The sequence below is a fragment of the Corynebacterium sp. HMSC077D03 genome (genome assembly GCF_001808545.1).
GTDB classification, from domain to species: Bacteria; Actinomycetota; Actinomycetes; order Mycobacteriales; family Mycobacteriaceae; genus Corynebacterium; species Corynebacterium simulans.
The window spans coordinates 201,308-214,618 of the sequence record NZ_KV793690.1 but is presented as its reverse complement, the minus strand read 5'-3'; the positions used below and the strand labels follow the sequence as shown (position 1 = coordinate 214,618).

Sequence of the window (13,311 nt, the reverse complement as noted above, 5' to 3'; positions counted from 1 at the left end):
AGGGCTCATGGGAAATCATGTAGGAAACAAAGTCGTACTCATCGGCGCAGGTGATGTTGGAGTTGCCTACGCATTCGCACTCGTTAACCAAGGAACCGTCGACCACCTGGCCATCATCGACATCGACGAGAAGAAGCTCGCCGGCAACGTGATGGACTTGAACCACGGCGTGGTCTGGGCGCCTTCGCGCACCCGCGTCACCAAGGGCACCTACGCGGATTGCGCTGATGCCGCAATGGTGGTCATTTGCGCCGGCGCCGCGCAGAAGCCGGGCGAAACCCGCCTGCAGCTGGTGGATAAGAACGTCAACATCATGAACTCGATCGTCTCCGACGTCATGGCCAACGGCTTCGATGGCATCTTCCTGGTTGCTTCCAATCCAGTGGACCTTTTGACCTACGCAGTGTGGAAGGCTTCCGGCCTGCCGCATGAGCGCGTCATCGGCTCCGGCACCATCCTGGACTCCGCGCGTTATCGCTACATGCTCTCGGAGATGGATGACATCGCTCCGACCTCCGTCCACGCCTACATCATCGGCGAGCACGGCGACTCTGAGCTCCCGGTTGTCTCTTCGGCCAATATCGGCGGTGTGTCCTTGTCCCACCGCTCCGAGGAGGACCCGGGCTACAACGAGCGCATCGAGAAGATCTTCGAAGATACTCGCGACGCTGCCTACACGATCATCGATGCCAAGGGTTCCACCTCTTACGGCATTGGCATGGGCCTGGCACGCATCACTCGTGCAGTCATCCAGAACCAGGCAGTTGTGCTTCCGGTTTCTGCGTACCTGCAGGGCCAGTACGGCGTTGAGGATGCCTACATCGGCACCCCGGCAGTGATCGATCGCTCCGGTATCAACAAGGTCGTTGAGCTGGCGCTCGACGAGCACGAAAAGGAGCGCTTCCGCGCTTCCTATGAAACGCTCAACAAGATCAAGACTGAGATCTTCGGATAGTGAAAATCGTCGCGCACAGGGGATACTCCGGTAAATATCCGGAATTGTCCCCTCTTGCATTTGCTAAGGCGCTGGAGCTGCCGATTCACGGCCTCGAGTGCGATATCCGCCTGTCCCGGGACGGCAAGGTGGTGGTCAACCATGACGCCACCCTTGACCGCACCGCGGGCCGCCCAGGCCGCATCGCGCAGATGGATTGGGAGGAGTTGCACCAGGTCGATATCGGCGGCGGCCAGCACATGTTGCTGCTCGATGAACTGCTGGAGATGCTGGGCGATAACCCGCATCACCTTTACATCGAAACCAAGCATCCCTCCGGCCAGGGCGATGTCCTTGAAGAACAGCTGGTGCTGCGCTTGCGCTACGCCGGGCTTCTCGATGACCCCCGCATCCACATGATTTCCTTTTCCCACAAAGCAGTCCGGCGCATGCAGTCTCTTGCCCCGCAGGTCGATCGCTTCTATCTACGTCGCGACTGGGAGCGGCACTTCCCGGATGTTTTGCTTTCCCGCCCAACGGGCCTGGGCATGTCGTTGTTGCGTGCCAAATTGCGCCCCGATGACATCGGGGCCTTTGGGCTTCCTACCTATCTGTGGACGGTGGATAAACCGGATGACATGAAATGGGCGTGGTCCAACGGAATAGACATTTTGGCCACGAATCAACCAGAAGTGGCCCTACACGCCATCGAGCTCTAGCCAGCAGGTAGATTGGTGAACATGGCCAAGAAGAAAAAGAACAAGGAACAGCTGCCTGAGGGAATGTCTCGCCGTCAGGCCAAGCTAGCTGCTCGCGCCGCAGAGCGCGCGGCCCTAGAAAAGGATGCCCGTCCATTCGGCGGCTTGAGCGCTGAGGCTTCCCTCGTTGCGATGCAGGAATTCGTTCCTTCCGCGACTGCAAAGCTCTCCCTCAAGGGCTTTGACAAGAACGTTTATGTCGCCACCGTTCTGCCGGGCGCTTCTGCCGCACTCATCCGTGACGATGAGTTCGGCGGCGACGCATTCGTGGGCTTGCAGGTACAGTCCCACACCCACAACCCGGGCCGCGACCTCGCATTCGCCCTGAACTGGGTAAAGAATAATGAGCCGGGCTCTACCCTTGAGTCCACCGCGGCAGACGGCTCCGAGCCGGCTCTTAGCGAGTTGCTTGAGGAATCTGCAGACTTGGACATTAACGTCTACCAGGATTTCTCTTGGTGGATGCCAGAGGGCGCTCAGATCACCCCGCAGGTGGCGCAGTCCATGCAGATGGCAAACGACTCCGTCATCGAGTCCCACCAGGTAGGCAACGATATCGAGGGCATCGCCTTCTGGGCAAACGCCGGCGGCGGCAAGGCGCACATCCGTTGGGTACGCCCGAACGATGATGAGAACGCCTTCTTGAACGCCCTGGCCCGCGTTGCAGCACGCGGCGAGCTGAACCTTGGTGAAAACACCAAGTTCGCCGGTGTTTTCCGCACCCACGGCCTCATCGCGCCGGTCTTTGACCTGCAGCCAGAGGTAGCATTCGACTCCTACGAGGCAGAGCTTGCCCGTGTCGACAAGGCGCTCGCCGCAGAGATCGACAACGACGAGAACCTGAACTCCGACGAGCGCAAGCAGCTCGAGAACATCAAGTCCCGACAGGTCACCCTGCGCTAGAAAGTAGCTGTTTAGTACTTCCCGCGCGGACGATGCGCCTATAAAAGACACAAAGAAGGGGAGGCACCTCCGATGAGGTGCCTCCCCTTTCATGATCGCTGCTTTATCGGGAGCGGTCTTACTTCAGCGAATCCCACAGCTGCTGGGTTGCTTCTTCATCCCAGAGCACCACGTTGCCCACCGTGGTGTCCTCGAAGCCGCCGATTGGCACGGTCTCCGTCTCCACGCCGCTCGCCATGGCCAGCGCCACGCGGGCCAGGTGCCAGACGTGGTCTTTTTCGCCCACGATGAATGAGCTGGCGGTGTGGTTGACCAGGGAGATGGTCCTAAACGGGTTGATCAGCGTGCTCGGCGAGGTGATCTTATCCAGCAGCGCTGCGAAGAATTCACGCTGGCGCTGGACACGGTCAAGGTCACCCATGGCGGTAGCGCGCGTACGCACATAACCCAGAGCCTGCGGCCCGCGCAGTTCCTGACAACCCGGCTGCAGGTTGATGCCGGCGAGCGGATCATCAATCGCTTCCTTGACACAGATATCTACACCGCCAACAGAATCGACCACGTTGGCCAGGCCGCCCATGCCGATTTCGGCATAGTGATCGATGTGCAGGCCAGTGGATTGCTCCACGGTTTCCGTCAGCAGCTGCGGGCCACCATAGGTAAAGGCAGCATTGATCTTGTCCATGCCGAAGCCGGGTACCTCGACGTAGCTATCGCGCGGAATGGAGACCAGCTTGGCCTTGCCGGAGGTCGGAATATGAAGGACCATGATGGTATCGGTACGGCCAACGCCCACGTCACCGCCGGTGCCGAGCTCTGCCTGCTGTTCCTCCGTCAGCCCCTGGCGGGAATCGGAGCCCACCAACAGCCAGTTGGTGCCCGCCGTATTGGAGACCTGCTGTTCCGGCATCGCCTCGATGCGGGTCAGGCGCGAATCCGTCCACAAGGTAAAGACCAAAGTCAGCACGAGCATGATCGCCACGAACCAGCCCAGGCAGCCCAAAGACTTCTTAATCGGGTTTACCTTCTTGCGGCGGCGGTGTGGTCGCTGCGGCTTTACACCCCTTGTGCCTTCAGGTGAGCGATAGCTGCGCGGTACATCCGGCGTTGCGCGCCGGGGCGCACGCTGGGGCACAGGCTGCTGCTCGAGCCGGGGCGGCGTGCGCCGTGGCGCGCCCTGATTGCGCTCCATGTATGCGCCCACATCAAAGCGGGTTTCTTCCGGGCGGGGAGGGGTTGGGCGGGAGCTAGGGCTACTCGCTGCAGATCCTGCCCGCGGTGGGCGCGGCGCTGCTTGGCGACGCCGCACTGGGCGCCCAAAGCGATCCCTAATGGGCTTGCCGTCAGCACCGAGCACGTAGTCTGCGGCCGAGCCTGCGCCGGAATCTGCTCCGGAGGCGGGCACAGGGCTATCACCTGCGCGGCGTGCCTCGCGATGCGGGTCTCGTCCAGATTCAGTCATGCGCTCAACTCTACATCGAATTCACTCCTGTCCCATATGTGTACATGCGTTTGTCCACATGCGTGTGTGCCGAACTGGGTTGTGAATAAACAGAATGCGCCGTCTAGAAAAGCAGGGCATATCCCACGAAAGCCACGGCGTCGATGAGAAAGTGCGCGATGACTAGCGGCCACACCTTGCCGGTCTTGGCATAGAAGTATCCGTAGACCAGCCCCATCACGATGTTGCCGAAACCTGCCGATACACCCTGGTAGAGATGGTAGGAACCGCGCAGGATTGAAGACGCTGCGAGGGTGGCCGGCAGCGCCCAGCCTGATTGGCGCAGGCGGGTCATAAACCAGTAGACCACCACGACTTCCTCGGCAAAGGCGTTCGCGGCTGACTTCAAAAGCAGCACTGGCATTTCCACCCAGACATTATCGAAGGAGGTCGGGACCACTTCCTTGGTCCAACCAAAGTGCAGCGCAGTGTAATACAGCGCGAGCCCCGGCAACCCGATGAGCGCGGCCAGGCCTGCGCCCTGCAGCCAATCCCTTACACGCGGGCAACGCTCAAGCATCGCCGCGGGTTTGTTTCGGACCGAAAGCAAATAGAGCGCCAGCGCGCCCCAGGAAAACAGCACGGCGGCGGAGCAGAGCTGCAGGCCCAGGTCCAGCCACGGGGAGACAGATTGGCTCGAGTTGATGGTCACCGATTGCTCGTTCAGCGGTGCTGGATTGAGCAGGTCATCGATGAGCCGCAGCACCGAGCGCACGCCCGAAATCCCAAAACTTAAGGCCAAGACGATGAGGATTTCCGTCAGCGTTGCTCGCATCGCCTGGGGTCGAGCATCCTTGTGTAGATTGCGCGTCATGGGTGCAGCACTTTCGCGAGGCCGAGCAGCTCGGCGTCGTCAAGCGTGATGCCTCCCAAATGCACGCCCACCGGCGGATGGTCTGGCACCTTCCAGGGAATCGAAACCGCGGGCAGCATCGCGACGTTGAACAGCGAGCCCCACGGCGACCACCGCGTTTGTTCGTCGAAATTCTCCTGGTGCGGGAGGGAGGTGAACGCGCCGCGCCTGGGCGGATCATAGGCCAGCATTGGTGTGAGAATGGCGTCTACCTGCCAGTACTCCGCTAACAACGCTGGCAGCTGCGCCGCGTGTTCGCGCGCCGCCGCGTGCTCCGCGTTGCTAACCTGCATCCCGTGCTGGCGAATCCACTCGGCATAGCCGGTGGTCTCCGGGAGCTTGGCCAGCTTGCGCATGAATAGGTTCTGGAAAGCTTGGAATGTCTCGCCTGCCTGCGGATAGGGCGAAATCGACACCGTTTCAAAACCCTGGCCCTCCAGTACCTGCGCTGCTTGATTGACCGCCTGCACCATGTGCGGGGCAACGGCCGTGGAAGCAAAGAGCGGATCGACCAGCACGCCTACCCGTGCGCGTGGCGTCCGTGGGCGCAGCTCGTGGAGAAAAGCGGCGTCGTCAAGAGTGCGCGCAATAAAGCCCTGCACCGCCAGCTCCTCGCCGGAGGGCTTGAAGCCCACCACGCCACAAGCCGCAGCGGGCACACGGATGGAGCCGCCTCCATCCGAAGCATGGGCCGCACGCAGCAACCCTCGGGCCACCTGCACGGCCGCACCGCCCGAGGAACCACCCGGCGTCTTTCCTGGATAGAGCGGATTATCTGGATGTGGCAGGCCTACCGGCTCCGTATCTATCCGCAGGCCCAGCTCCGGTGCCGCGGACTTACCCACGATGCGCGCTCCCTGCTGCTCCAAGCGCTCGATGAAAGGATCGCTGAACTCTGGGAGATAGGTGCGCTGCGCATGCCCCATGGTGGTAGGCATGCCCGCTACATCGTTGAGATCCTTGGCGGAGAGTATCCACCCGCTCAACCGGCCTTCCGCCTGTGGTGCGCGCTCCAAGTCGAGGTGGGTAAATCCATGCTCTTCGGCGCTTAAATGCCCAAGCGATTCGCGGAGAGCCGCCAAGCTGAAATCCGGGGAAAACTCCATGGCGCCACAGTCTAGTGGGCTAGGGTTGCCAGCATGAGCAACGCAACAAAAATTGCTTTCCTTGGCCCCGCCGGTACTTTCACCGAGGCTGCCCTGCAGCAGATGGCCAGTGAATTCGCTGCAGTGGAGCCGCTGCCAGTGGACTCGCCCGCGGCAGCTGTGAACGCGGTGCGCGCAGGTGAAGCGGACTATGCCTGCGTTGCCCTGGAAAATTCGGTCGACGGTGCGGTGACCGCCACGTCCGACGCCCTGGTCGATGGCGACGCAGTGCAGATCTATCGCGAAGTCGACCTGTCTGTTGCGTTTAGCATCATGGTTCGGCCCGGCACTAAGCCCAATGACGTGCGTACCTTCTCCACCCATCCGGTGGCCTTTCAGCAGGCCCGTGGCTGGTTGGCAGAGAATCTTCCCGCTGCCACGTTTGTTGCCGCCAGCTCCAATGGCGCCGCAGCCCAGGCGGTAGCTGCGGGGGAAGTCGATGCGGCAGCAGCGCCGGCCCGCGCCGCGGAACTCTTTGAGCTGGACACGCTTGCCGATGCCGTGGCCGACGTCCAGGGCGCCACCACCCGCTTCGTCCTCGCGGGGCTGCCCGGAAAACCAACGACCCGCACCGGTCGTGACAAGACCGCAGTGGTCTTTACCCTTCCCAACGAACCCGGTTCGTTGGTCGGCGCACTGGAGGAATTCGCCCACCGCGGCGTGGATCTTTCCCGCATCGAATCGCGACCTACCCGCACTGGACTCGGCACGTATAGGTTCCACGTGGAACTAGTAGGCCACATCGATGACGAACCCGTGGCCGCAGCGCTGCGCGCATTGTGGTTGCGCGCGGAAGAACTCGTCTTCTTGGGTTCGTGGCCCTCCTATTCGGATAAGGGCACGCAGCCGCGTGATCTATCGCGCTTGAAAGCGGCAGATGAATGGGTAGCGCGGGCACGGAAGGGCCAATAGTGTAGGAAACTATGAGCGGAAGAATCTTTCTCGTGCGCCATGGCCAGACCTACTCCAACGTCGAGCACCTGCTTGATACACGCCCGCCGGGAGCCGAGCTTACCGAGCGTGGCCGTGGTCAGGCCACGGACGTGGGCCAAGAGCTTGCGGAGCTAACCGCAGGCCGCAAGGTGCGCTTTTATTGCTCTATTGCGTTGCGCGCCCAGCAAACCGCGATGCTGGCGGCGGAGTCTTTTGCCAAGGCCACCGGCCAAATCCGTGTGCCTGTGGAGGTGAAGACGGGCATCCACGAAGTTTTCGCCGGCGACTTCGAGATGGACGGCAGCGAGGACGCCCACCGCTCCTACATGGTGGCGCTGCGCGGCTGGCTCGACGGCGACGAGAACGCCTGCATGGAAGGCGGCGAGACCTACCGCAACGTTTTGGAGCGCTATCAGCCGGTGATTGAAGAAGTTGCCGCTAACTTAGGCGAGGACGAGGACGCGGTCGTTGTCAGCCATGGCGCTGCCATTCGTGTGGTCAGCCGTCACGCCACCGGAGTCGACGCGGACTTCGCCTACACCGGGTACATGGCAAACGGACGTTTTACGGTGATGGAACCCAACGGCCAGCCCTTTGGCAAGTGGACACTGAAGCGCTGGGCAGATACCGATATGGAAGAATCCAGCAGCATCTAGCCGAGGGCGCTAACCCCAGCCCAGATGGTGTAGCTCGTGTTCTTCTAGCCCGAAGTAGTGGCCTAGCTCGTGGAAGACAGTCACCTCGACTTGGTGCGCCAGCTCTTCTTCCGTGTTGCACCATTCCTGCAGCGCACCGCGGTAGATGAAGATGGTGTCGGGGAGAAAGCCCGTGTGGTCGAAAGTGCGATCTGGAAGGGCCACGCCCACGTAGAGGCCCAACAGGTGGGGATTTTCTGCGTTGAAATCCTCCACCAAGATGGCCAGGTTGCGCATCCGCTGGACGAACTCGTCCGGGAGTTTATCGAGCGCATCGTTGACCATCTCATCGAAGCGCTCTTCGCTTACTAAATACACCTGCTGCTCGTTATCGCCTTTTGTATTACCGATTTGCTCGGCTTATTACTGCGCGGCAGGTGCCGGAGCGTTAGCCGCCGAGCTATTGTCTGCTGGGGCGCCTTGTGCGTTAGGCGCTGTGGTGGGCGCTGCGGAAGGGTTGCGCACCGGATTGCGCTCTGGCTGGACTGCTGGTGGCGCGCCGTCGATAGTCAGAGCGTTACGGCCGCCGGTGGCAGAGCCGGTGATGGTGGAGAAGTGGCCATCGTTCGGGTGCATCAAAGAGCAGTTCACGGAGCGGCTGCCACCGTTCCATGCGGCCTCGCTGACCGAGCCCCAGAAGGGCTGCAAGGTGGACTGATAAAGGTTTTCTTCCTCGCCCAGGTACTCGATGGCGGCGGCCGTACAAGTTTCGTTGAGGTAGGAGTTTAGTTCCTCACCGTTGGGGTAGCCACCGGTGAAGTGTTCGCCTAGGTTCACGATGGATACGGTCTCCAGCTGGTGCGGCTGCGCACAGTCCACGGTGCGCACGATCTGCTTGTCATCAATGCTGCGGCATTCGCCAGGCTTGGCGACGACCGACTGATCCACCGCTTCCACGTTGCCGGTATTTAGCTGTGGAACGCCTGCCTCATCGGTGGTCTGTAGGCCACAGAGTAGGGTGCGATCTCCTTGCTGCCATGCTGCCTGTGGCGGCAGGACGGATGCAATGTCGAACTTGCCGTTTGGATCCCATTTGCCGTGCAGGTAGCCCAGGGTGCTGGACTCGCACAGCTCATCGCGCAGCGCGTTCTGGCGGGTGACGTCGGGCCGCTCAGCGTCGGGGCCGAACTCACTGGTGGGGTAGGTGCTGAGATCCTCGCGAGCAGCAACCTCAAAGCGGTGCGGCTTATCGCAGGAAATCTCGGCGAAGTTGGAGATTTCTCCCTTGCCGTCGATGTCCCAGGATAAGCAGGTGCCGGACTCGGCCGAGGTAAATGCAACTACCTCCGGCTCGGCGGAGGGCTGCTCTGCTTTATTGGGAGCGGACTGGTTGCCAGTATTCGGGCTAAGCAGCCCGTATGCACCGAGAAACGCGGCGGCTGCGAGGGTGGCCACCAAGAATAAGCGGACGGCAAACGATGAGCGCCAAGGAGAATTCTTACTCATAAGGCCTCCCATAGTACCCGCCTGCCTGGGATTCTTCTTATCTCTTAGGTGTCGAGAGCGCGGCTTACCCGCGTGGTAAGCCGGTAGCGGTCGGTGCGATAGACCGAAGAACACCACTCAACTGGGCGATCGCCCGAGCGGGACTTGCGGATGATGTGCAGCAGTGGGGTGCCGGGCTCGACGTCGAGAAGCTGCGCTATCTCCGCATCCGCCGCAATCGCCGTGACCGTCTGATCTGCCTCCGTGATTGGCAGATCGAAGTTGGAGTCCAGGATGGCGTAGACCGAGTTGTAGATGTCATTTTCCAGAAGGTTGGGAACAAAGGCAGAGTTATACCAACCGTCATCGATGGAATAGGGCTCCCCATCGCCCAAGCGAAGGCGGCGCAGGTGGGTATGCGTCACGGAAGGATCGGCGCCGAAGAACTCGGACACCTCATCCGGGGCTGACGCGCGGCCGCCCAAGAGGATTTTGCTGGAGGCCTGGACACGTTGGGCACCCATTTCATCGGAGAATGAGGCCAAATGCAGACGAGATACTAGGGGATTAGGGGCGACGAAGGTGCCTTTGCCGCGCACGCGCCGCAGGCGTCCGGCGGCAACCAAATCACCGATGGCGCGGCGCACCGTGATGCGAGAGACGCCATAAGTCTCTTCCAGAATACGCTCACCTGGGAGGATGTCCCCTGGTTTCAAAGTGGTGTTGCACAGCTCGGTGAGGATGTCACGCAGCTGGGCATGCTTTGGGACGGGTCCATCGGTGATTATTTGTGCGGTCATAAACACATAATAATTCGCTGGTTATTACCACTGCAAGGGCAGCTTAGTGCGCTAAACTTTTAAGCGTGATTGATCTAAAGTTCCTCCGCGAAAACCCAGACGTTGTCCGTGCCTCCCAGGTAACCCGTGGTGAGGATCCAGCTCTTGTTGACGAGCTTCTGGCCGCCGACGAAGCTCGCCGTTCTGCCATCCTGGCAGCCGACGAGCTACGTTCCGAGCAGAAGGCCTTTGGCAAGAAGATTGGCCAGGCCTCCCCAGAAGAGCGCCCAGCCTTGCTGGAGGGTTCTAATGAGCTGAAGGAAAAGGTCAAGAAGGCCGAGGCGGAACTGGCTGCTGCTGAAGAAAAGGTAAACGAGCTGCAGTTCCAGCTCTCCAACGTCGTGGAGGGCGCGCCGGCTGGCGGCGAGGATGACTTCATCGTCCTCGAAGAGGTTGGCACGATCCCAGAGTTCGACTTCGAGCCGAAGGATCACTTGGAACTCGGCGAGTCCCTTGGGCTTATCGACGTAAAGCGTGGCGCCAAGGTGGGCGGCGCCCGCTTCTACTACCTGACCGGTGACGGTGCCTTCCTGCAGCTGGGCATGCTCATGCTCGCGGCACAGAAGGCGCGCGAGGCTGGCTTCCAACTGATGATCCCGCCAGTTCTGGTTCGCCCAGACATCATGGCTGGCACCGGCTTCTTGGGCCAGCACTCCGATGAGATCTACTACCTGCCGGCAGATGATCTCTACCTCGTCGGTACCTCCGAGGTTGCGCTCGCGGGCTACCACAAGGATGAAATCCTGGATCTCAGCGACGGCCCAATCAAGTACACCGGTTGGTCCTCCTGCTTCCGCCGCGAGGCTGGCTCCCACGGCAAGGACACCCGCGGTATCCTGCGTGTTCACCAGTTCGACAAGCTGGAAATGTTTGTCTTCTGCAAGCCGGAAGAAGCAGAGCAGATGCACCAGATGCTACTGCAGATGGAAAAGGACATGCTCGCTGCGATGGAGCTGCCTTATCGCACCATCGACATCGCTGGTGGCGACCTTGGCTCGTCTGCGGCCCGCAAGTTCGACAACGAGGCATGGGTTCCAACCCAGGGCTGCTACCGCGAGCTGACCTCCACCTCGAACTGCACCACCTTCCAAGCGCGTCGTCTGCAGACCCGTTACCGCGACGAAAACGGCAAGACCCAGTACGCCGCAACCCTCAACGGCACCCTGGCCACTACCCGCTGGCTCGTTGCCATCTTGGAAAACCACCAGCAGGCCGACGGCTCCGTGGTTGTCCCAGAAGCGCTGCGCCCATTCGTGGGCAAGGATGTTCTGCGTCCGCGCTAAAGCAGATTAGTTAACAGTTATATATACGTCCCCCGGGTTTTCCTGACCCGGGGGACTTGTCGTGCTTAACTAGTAGTTGTTTTGTCCGAGCTACCTTTAGCCTTCACAAAGTCCCGCATATTTTAACCAGGGGGAAGAACTATGAACGCCGTTAAAGACTTCTTTTATCAACGCATTGTCACCCTGGCACGGGGCGTTACTATTGCGCAGGGGCTTAAGTTTCGCACCTGGGGCGAGGAGAATATCCCGGACAAGGGCGGCGCGGTGCTCGTGGTCAATCACACCGGTTACATGGACTTTGTCTTCGGAGGTTTTCTACCGCATAAGAAGAAGCGCCTGGTGCGCTTTCTGACCAAGGCCGGCGTCTTCAAGACCCCAGTCGTGGGCCCACTGCTGAAGATGATGGGCCACATCCCGGTAGACCGTATCGATGGTGGAGCTTCCATCCGCCAAGGCATCGAGCTGGCCAAGGCCGGCGAGCTGGTCGGCGTCTTCGCCGAGGGTACGATTTCCCGCAGCTTCGAAATCCGCAGCATGCGTGGCGGCGCAGCCCGCATCGCTTATGAAGCCGGCGTGCCGATTATCCCGACGGTCACCTTCGGCTCCCAACGGTTGTGGACCAAGGGACAGAAGAAGAACCTGGGCCGCAGCAATACCCCGCTGCTTATCCGTGCCCTCGAGCCTTTTAAACCGACTGGCGACGTCGAGGCAGACACCGCCGAGATTCGTCGCCGCATGCAGGAAGGCCTCGAGATGCTCTGGAAGGACTACGAGGCGGAGTTTGGTCCAATGCCGAAGGGCGCTTTCTGGGTTCCAGCCCGCATGGGCGGCGGAGCGCCGAGCCTGGAGGAAGCAGAGCGCGAGGATAAGGCGGTCGAGTCGGAGCGCTACCGCGTGCGCCGCCTGCGCGATGACCTGATGGGGCTCAAGACTCGCATCTCCGAAGCCACCTCTGAGCTGGTCAAGGACCGTCTGGCCATTACCGCAAAGCCGGCCAGCGGCGAGGTGGAGGAGCTCAAGCGCACCACCCCGGAGACACTCGAGTGGATCAAGGAAAACCTCAACATCGTCATCGAGGAGGCCACTCGTGGCTTGGGTGAGGGCCGCGACAAAGTCACCGAAATCATGGGACAGCTCAAGGTTGATGTGGCTGAGACGCAGGCCAACATCGCCACCAGTAGCAAGGAAGTCTTCGCGGGCTCCAAGGTGGAGCAGGGCTTGTTGAGCGCTGCAACTCAGTCGCGCCTTATCGTCTCCCGCCTGCCGCACCGCATGAAGGCGCACTTCACGCAGATCCCGCGCATCGTTGTGGCAGATGAATCCACCTTGAATTATGAGGATGGTTCCGTGACCAAGCGCCTGCACGATGCATTCGCCGGCGTTTATCCGGAGTCGCAGATGCTGGTGCTGATGTCCCCGCAGGCGGCAGCTCACCCAGACTCCACCTTTGCCAATATCCAGCAGGAACTGTGGAGGATTGAGCATCAGGGCGGCGTCGTCAAGCATGGCTCCGAGGTTATTGCCATGCACCCGCTTTCCGACGCCGCCGTTGCTGCCATCGAAGCACACAGCGACATTGTCGTCGAATGGGCCTACGAAGGTGGGGAAGTGGTCTCTGGTCATATCAAGCGCGAGCTGCGTGAGGTGAAGGACGTCCTGGGTGAAGTACCCGGTGCCCGTTTCGTGGACACCCCAACGGGGCTAATCGTGGTTGCAGATGAGGCATGTCGTTGGGTTGCTACTGAGCAGATTCTTGAGCTAGTGGGGGCGGCCCCGCGTGAGGTGACCGTCTTTGCTGGTGAGGCAGGAGACGAGGTTTTCTTGGACCACACGCAGGTGGTCGCGCTGGAGACTGCGCCCATTGAGCTGGTCAAAGAAGCAGGTTCCGTGACCTACTCGGCAGAGCGCGCTGGCGTCTCCGAGGTGCTGGAGGCGATGGCGAAGTTGAATAAGAAGAAGTAGACCTTAAAAAGGTTAGGGAAACCGCAAGGAGCGTCTGGATATGACCAGACGTTCCTTTTTATTTGTCTGTCTACACCCCC

The 13,311-nt window shown here is 60.7% G+C and carries 13 protein-coding genes; 7 read left to right on the top strand and 6 right to left on the bottom strand.

Going from position 1 to position 13,311, the window contains the following annotated elements:
- Positions 1 to 7: 7 nt before the first annotated feature.
- The 3 genes from HMPREF2888_RS07465 to HMPREF2888_RS07455 are packed head-to-tail and all read left to right on the top strand — an operon-like array spanning position 8 to position 2,595.
- Positions 8 to 955 carry an L-lactate dehydrogenase gene (locus HMPREF2888_RS07465; RefSeq protein WP_061925105.1) on the top strand — a complete coding sequence of 316 codons (948 nt, stop codon included), beginning with the start codon at positions 8 to 10 and terminating at the stop codon, positions 953 to 955.
- Complete coding sequence (locus HMPREF2888_RS07460; protein ID WP_061925104.1) at positions 955 to 1,653, top strand: glycerophosphodiester phosphodiesterase family protein; 699 nt, start codon at positions 955 to 957, stop codon at positions 1,651 to 1,653. Before HMPREF2888_RS07465 ends, HMPREF2888_RS07460 begins: the two co-directional genes overlap by 1 nt.
- Positions 1,654 to 1,674: 21 nt before the next feature.
- Complete coding sequence (locus HMPREF2888_RS07455; RefSeq protein WP_061925103.1) at positions 1,675 to 2,595, top strand: DUF5926 family protein; 921 nt, start codon at positions 1,675 to 1,677, stop codon at positions 2,593 to 2,595.
- A 118-nt stretch (positions 2,596 to 2,713) separates the two neighbouring features.
- Here HMPREF2888_RS07455 and HMPREF2888_RS07450 read toward each other — a convergent pair whose 3' ends face one another.
- The 3 genes from HMPREF2888_RS07450 to HMPREF2888_RS07440 form a co-directional block, all read right to left on the bottom strand.
- Positions 2,714 to 4,057, bottom strand: coding sequence for an LCP family protein (locus HMPREF2888_RS07450; protein WP_083296624.1), 1,344 nt, complete (start codon positions 4,055 to 4,057; stop codon positions 2,714 to 2,716).
- Positions 4,058 to 4,160: 103 nt separating this feature from the next.
- A complete protein-coding gene (locus HMPREF2888_RS07445) occupies positions 4,161 to 4,910 on the bottom strand; it encodes a CPBP family intramembrane glutamic endopeptidase (RefSeq protein WP_210386811.1) in 750 nt (249 codons plus the stop codon).
- Positions 4,907 to 6,055: an amidase gene (locus HMPREF2888_RS07440; protein ID WP_070433109.1), complete on the bottom strand. Its 1,149-nt coding sequence runs from the start codon at positions 6,053 to 6,055 to the stop codon at positions 4,907 to 4,909. Before HMPREF2888_RS07440 ends, HMPREF2888_RS07445 begins: the two co-directional genes overlap by 4 nt.
- Positions 6,056 to 6,088: 33 nt before the next feature.
- Here HMPREF2888_RS07440 and pheA point away from each other — a divergent pair, with 33 nt between their 5' ends.
- Both pheA and HMPREF2888_RS07430 read left to right on the top strand, forming a co-directional pair.
- Positions 6,089 to 7,006, top strand: a complete 918-nt coding sequence (gene pheA / locus HMPREF2888_RS07435) for a prephenate dehydratase (RefSeq protein ID WP_061925094.1) — start codon at positions 6,089 to 6,091, stop codon at positions 7,004 to 7,006.
- 11 nt (positions 7,007 to 7,017) lie between these two features.
- Complete coding sequence (locus tag HMPREF2888_RS07430; RefSeq protein WP_061925090.1) at positions 7,018 to 7,683, top strand: histidine phosphatase family protein; 666 nt, start codon at positions 7,018 to 7,020, stop codon at positions 7,681 to 7,683.
- A 9-nt stretch (positions 7,684 to 7,692) separates the two neighbouring features.
- Here the strand turns inward: HMPREF2888_RS07430 and HMPREF2888_RS07425 are convergent, their stop codons facing one another.
- From HMPREF2888_RS07425 to HMPREF2888_RS07415, 3 genes are read right to left on the bottom strand one after another with little or no spacing between them, the layout of a single operon-like run.
- Positions 7,693 to 8,040 (bottom strand): metallopeptidase family protein, encoded by a 348-nt coding sequence (locus HMPREF2888_RS07425; RefSeq protein WP_096337089.1) that lies wholly within the window; start codon positions 8,038 to 8,040, stop codon positions 7,693 to 7,695.
- A gap of 45 nt (positions 8,041 to 8,085) precedes the next feature.
- Positions 8,086 to 9,168 carry a septum formation family protein gene (locus tag HMPREF2888_RS07420; protein WP_061925087.1) on the bottom strand — a complete coding sequence of 361 codons (1,083 nt, stop codon included), beginning with the start codon at positions 9,166 to 9,168 and terminating at the stop codon, positions 8,086 to 8,088.
- Between the two features lie 44 nt (positions 9,169 to 9,212).
- Positions 9,213 to 9,947: a GntR family transcriptional regulator gene (locus tag HMPREF2888_RS07415; RefSeq protein ID WP_061925084.1), complete on the bottom strand. Its 735-nt coding sequence runs from the start codon at positions 9,945 to 9,947 to the stop codon at positions 9,213 to 9,215.
- A 65-nt stretch (positions 9,948 to 10,012) separates the two neighbouring features.
- On the opposite strand from HMPREF2888_RS07415, the gene serS reads away from it, so the two are divergent.
- The gene (gene serS / locus HMPREF2888_RS07410; RefSeq protein ID WP_061925081.1) at positions 10,013 to 11,269 is read left to right on the top strand and encodes a serine--tRNA ligase; all 1,257 of its coding nucleotides are present in this window, start codon (positions 10,013 to 10,015) and stop codon (positions 11,267 to 11,269) included.
- A gap of 141 nt (positions 11,270 to 11,410) precedes the next feature.
- The gene (locus tag HMPREF2888_RS07405) at positions 11,411 to 13,231 is read left to right on the top strand and encodes a lysophospholipid acyltransferase family protein (protein ID WP_061925078.1); all 1,821 of its coding nucleotides are present in this window, start codon (positions 11,411 to 11,413) and stop codon (positions 13,229 to 13,231) included.
- Positions 13,232 to 13,311: the final 80 nt, after the last annotated feature.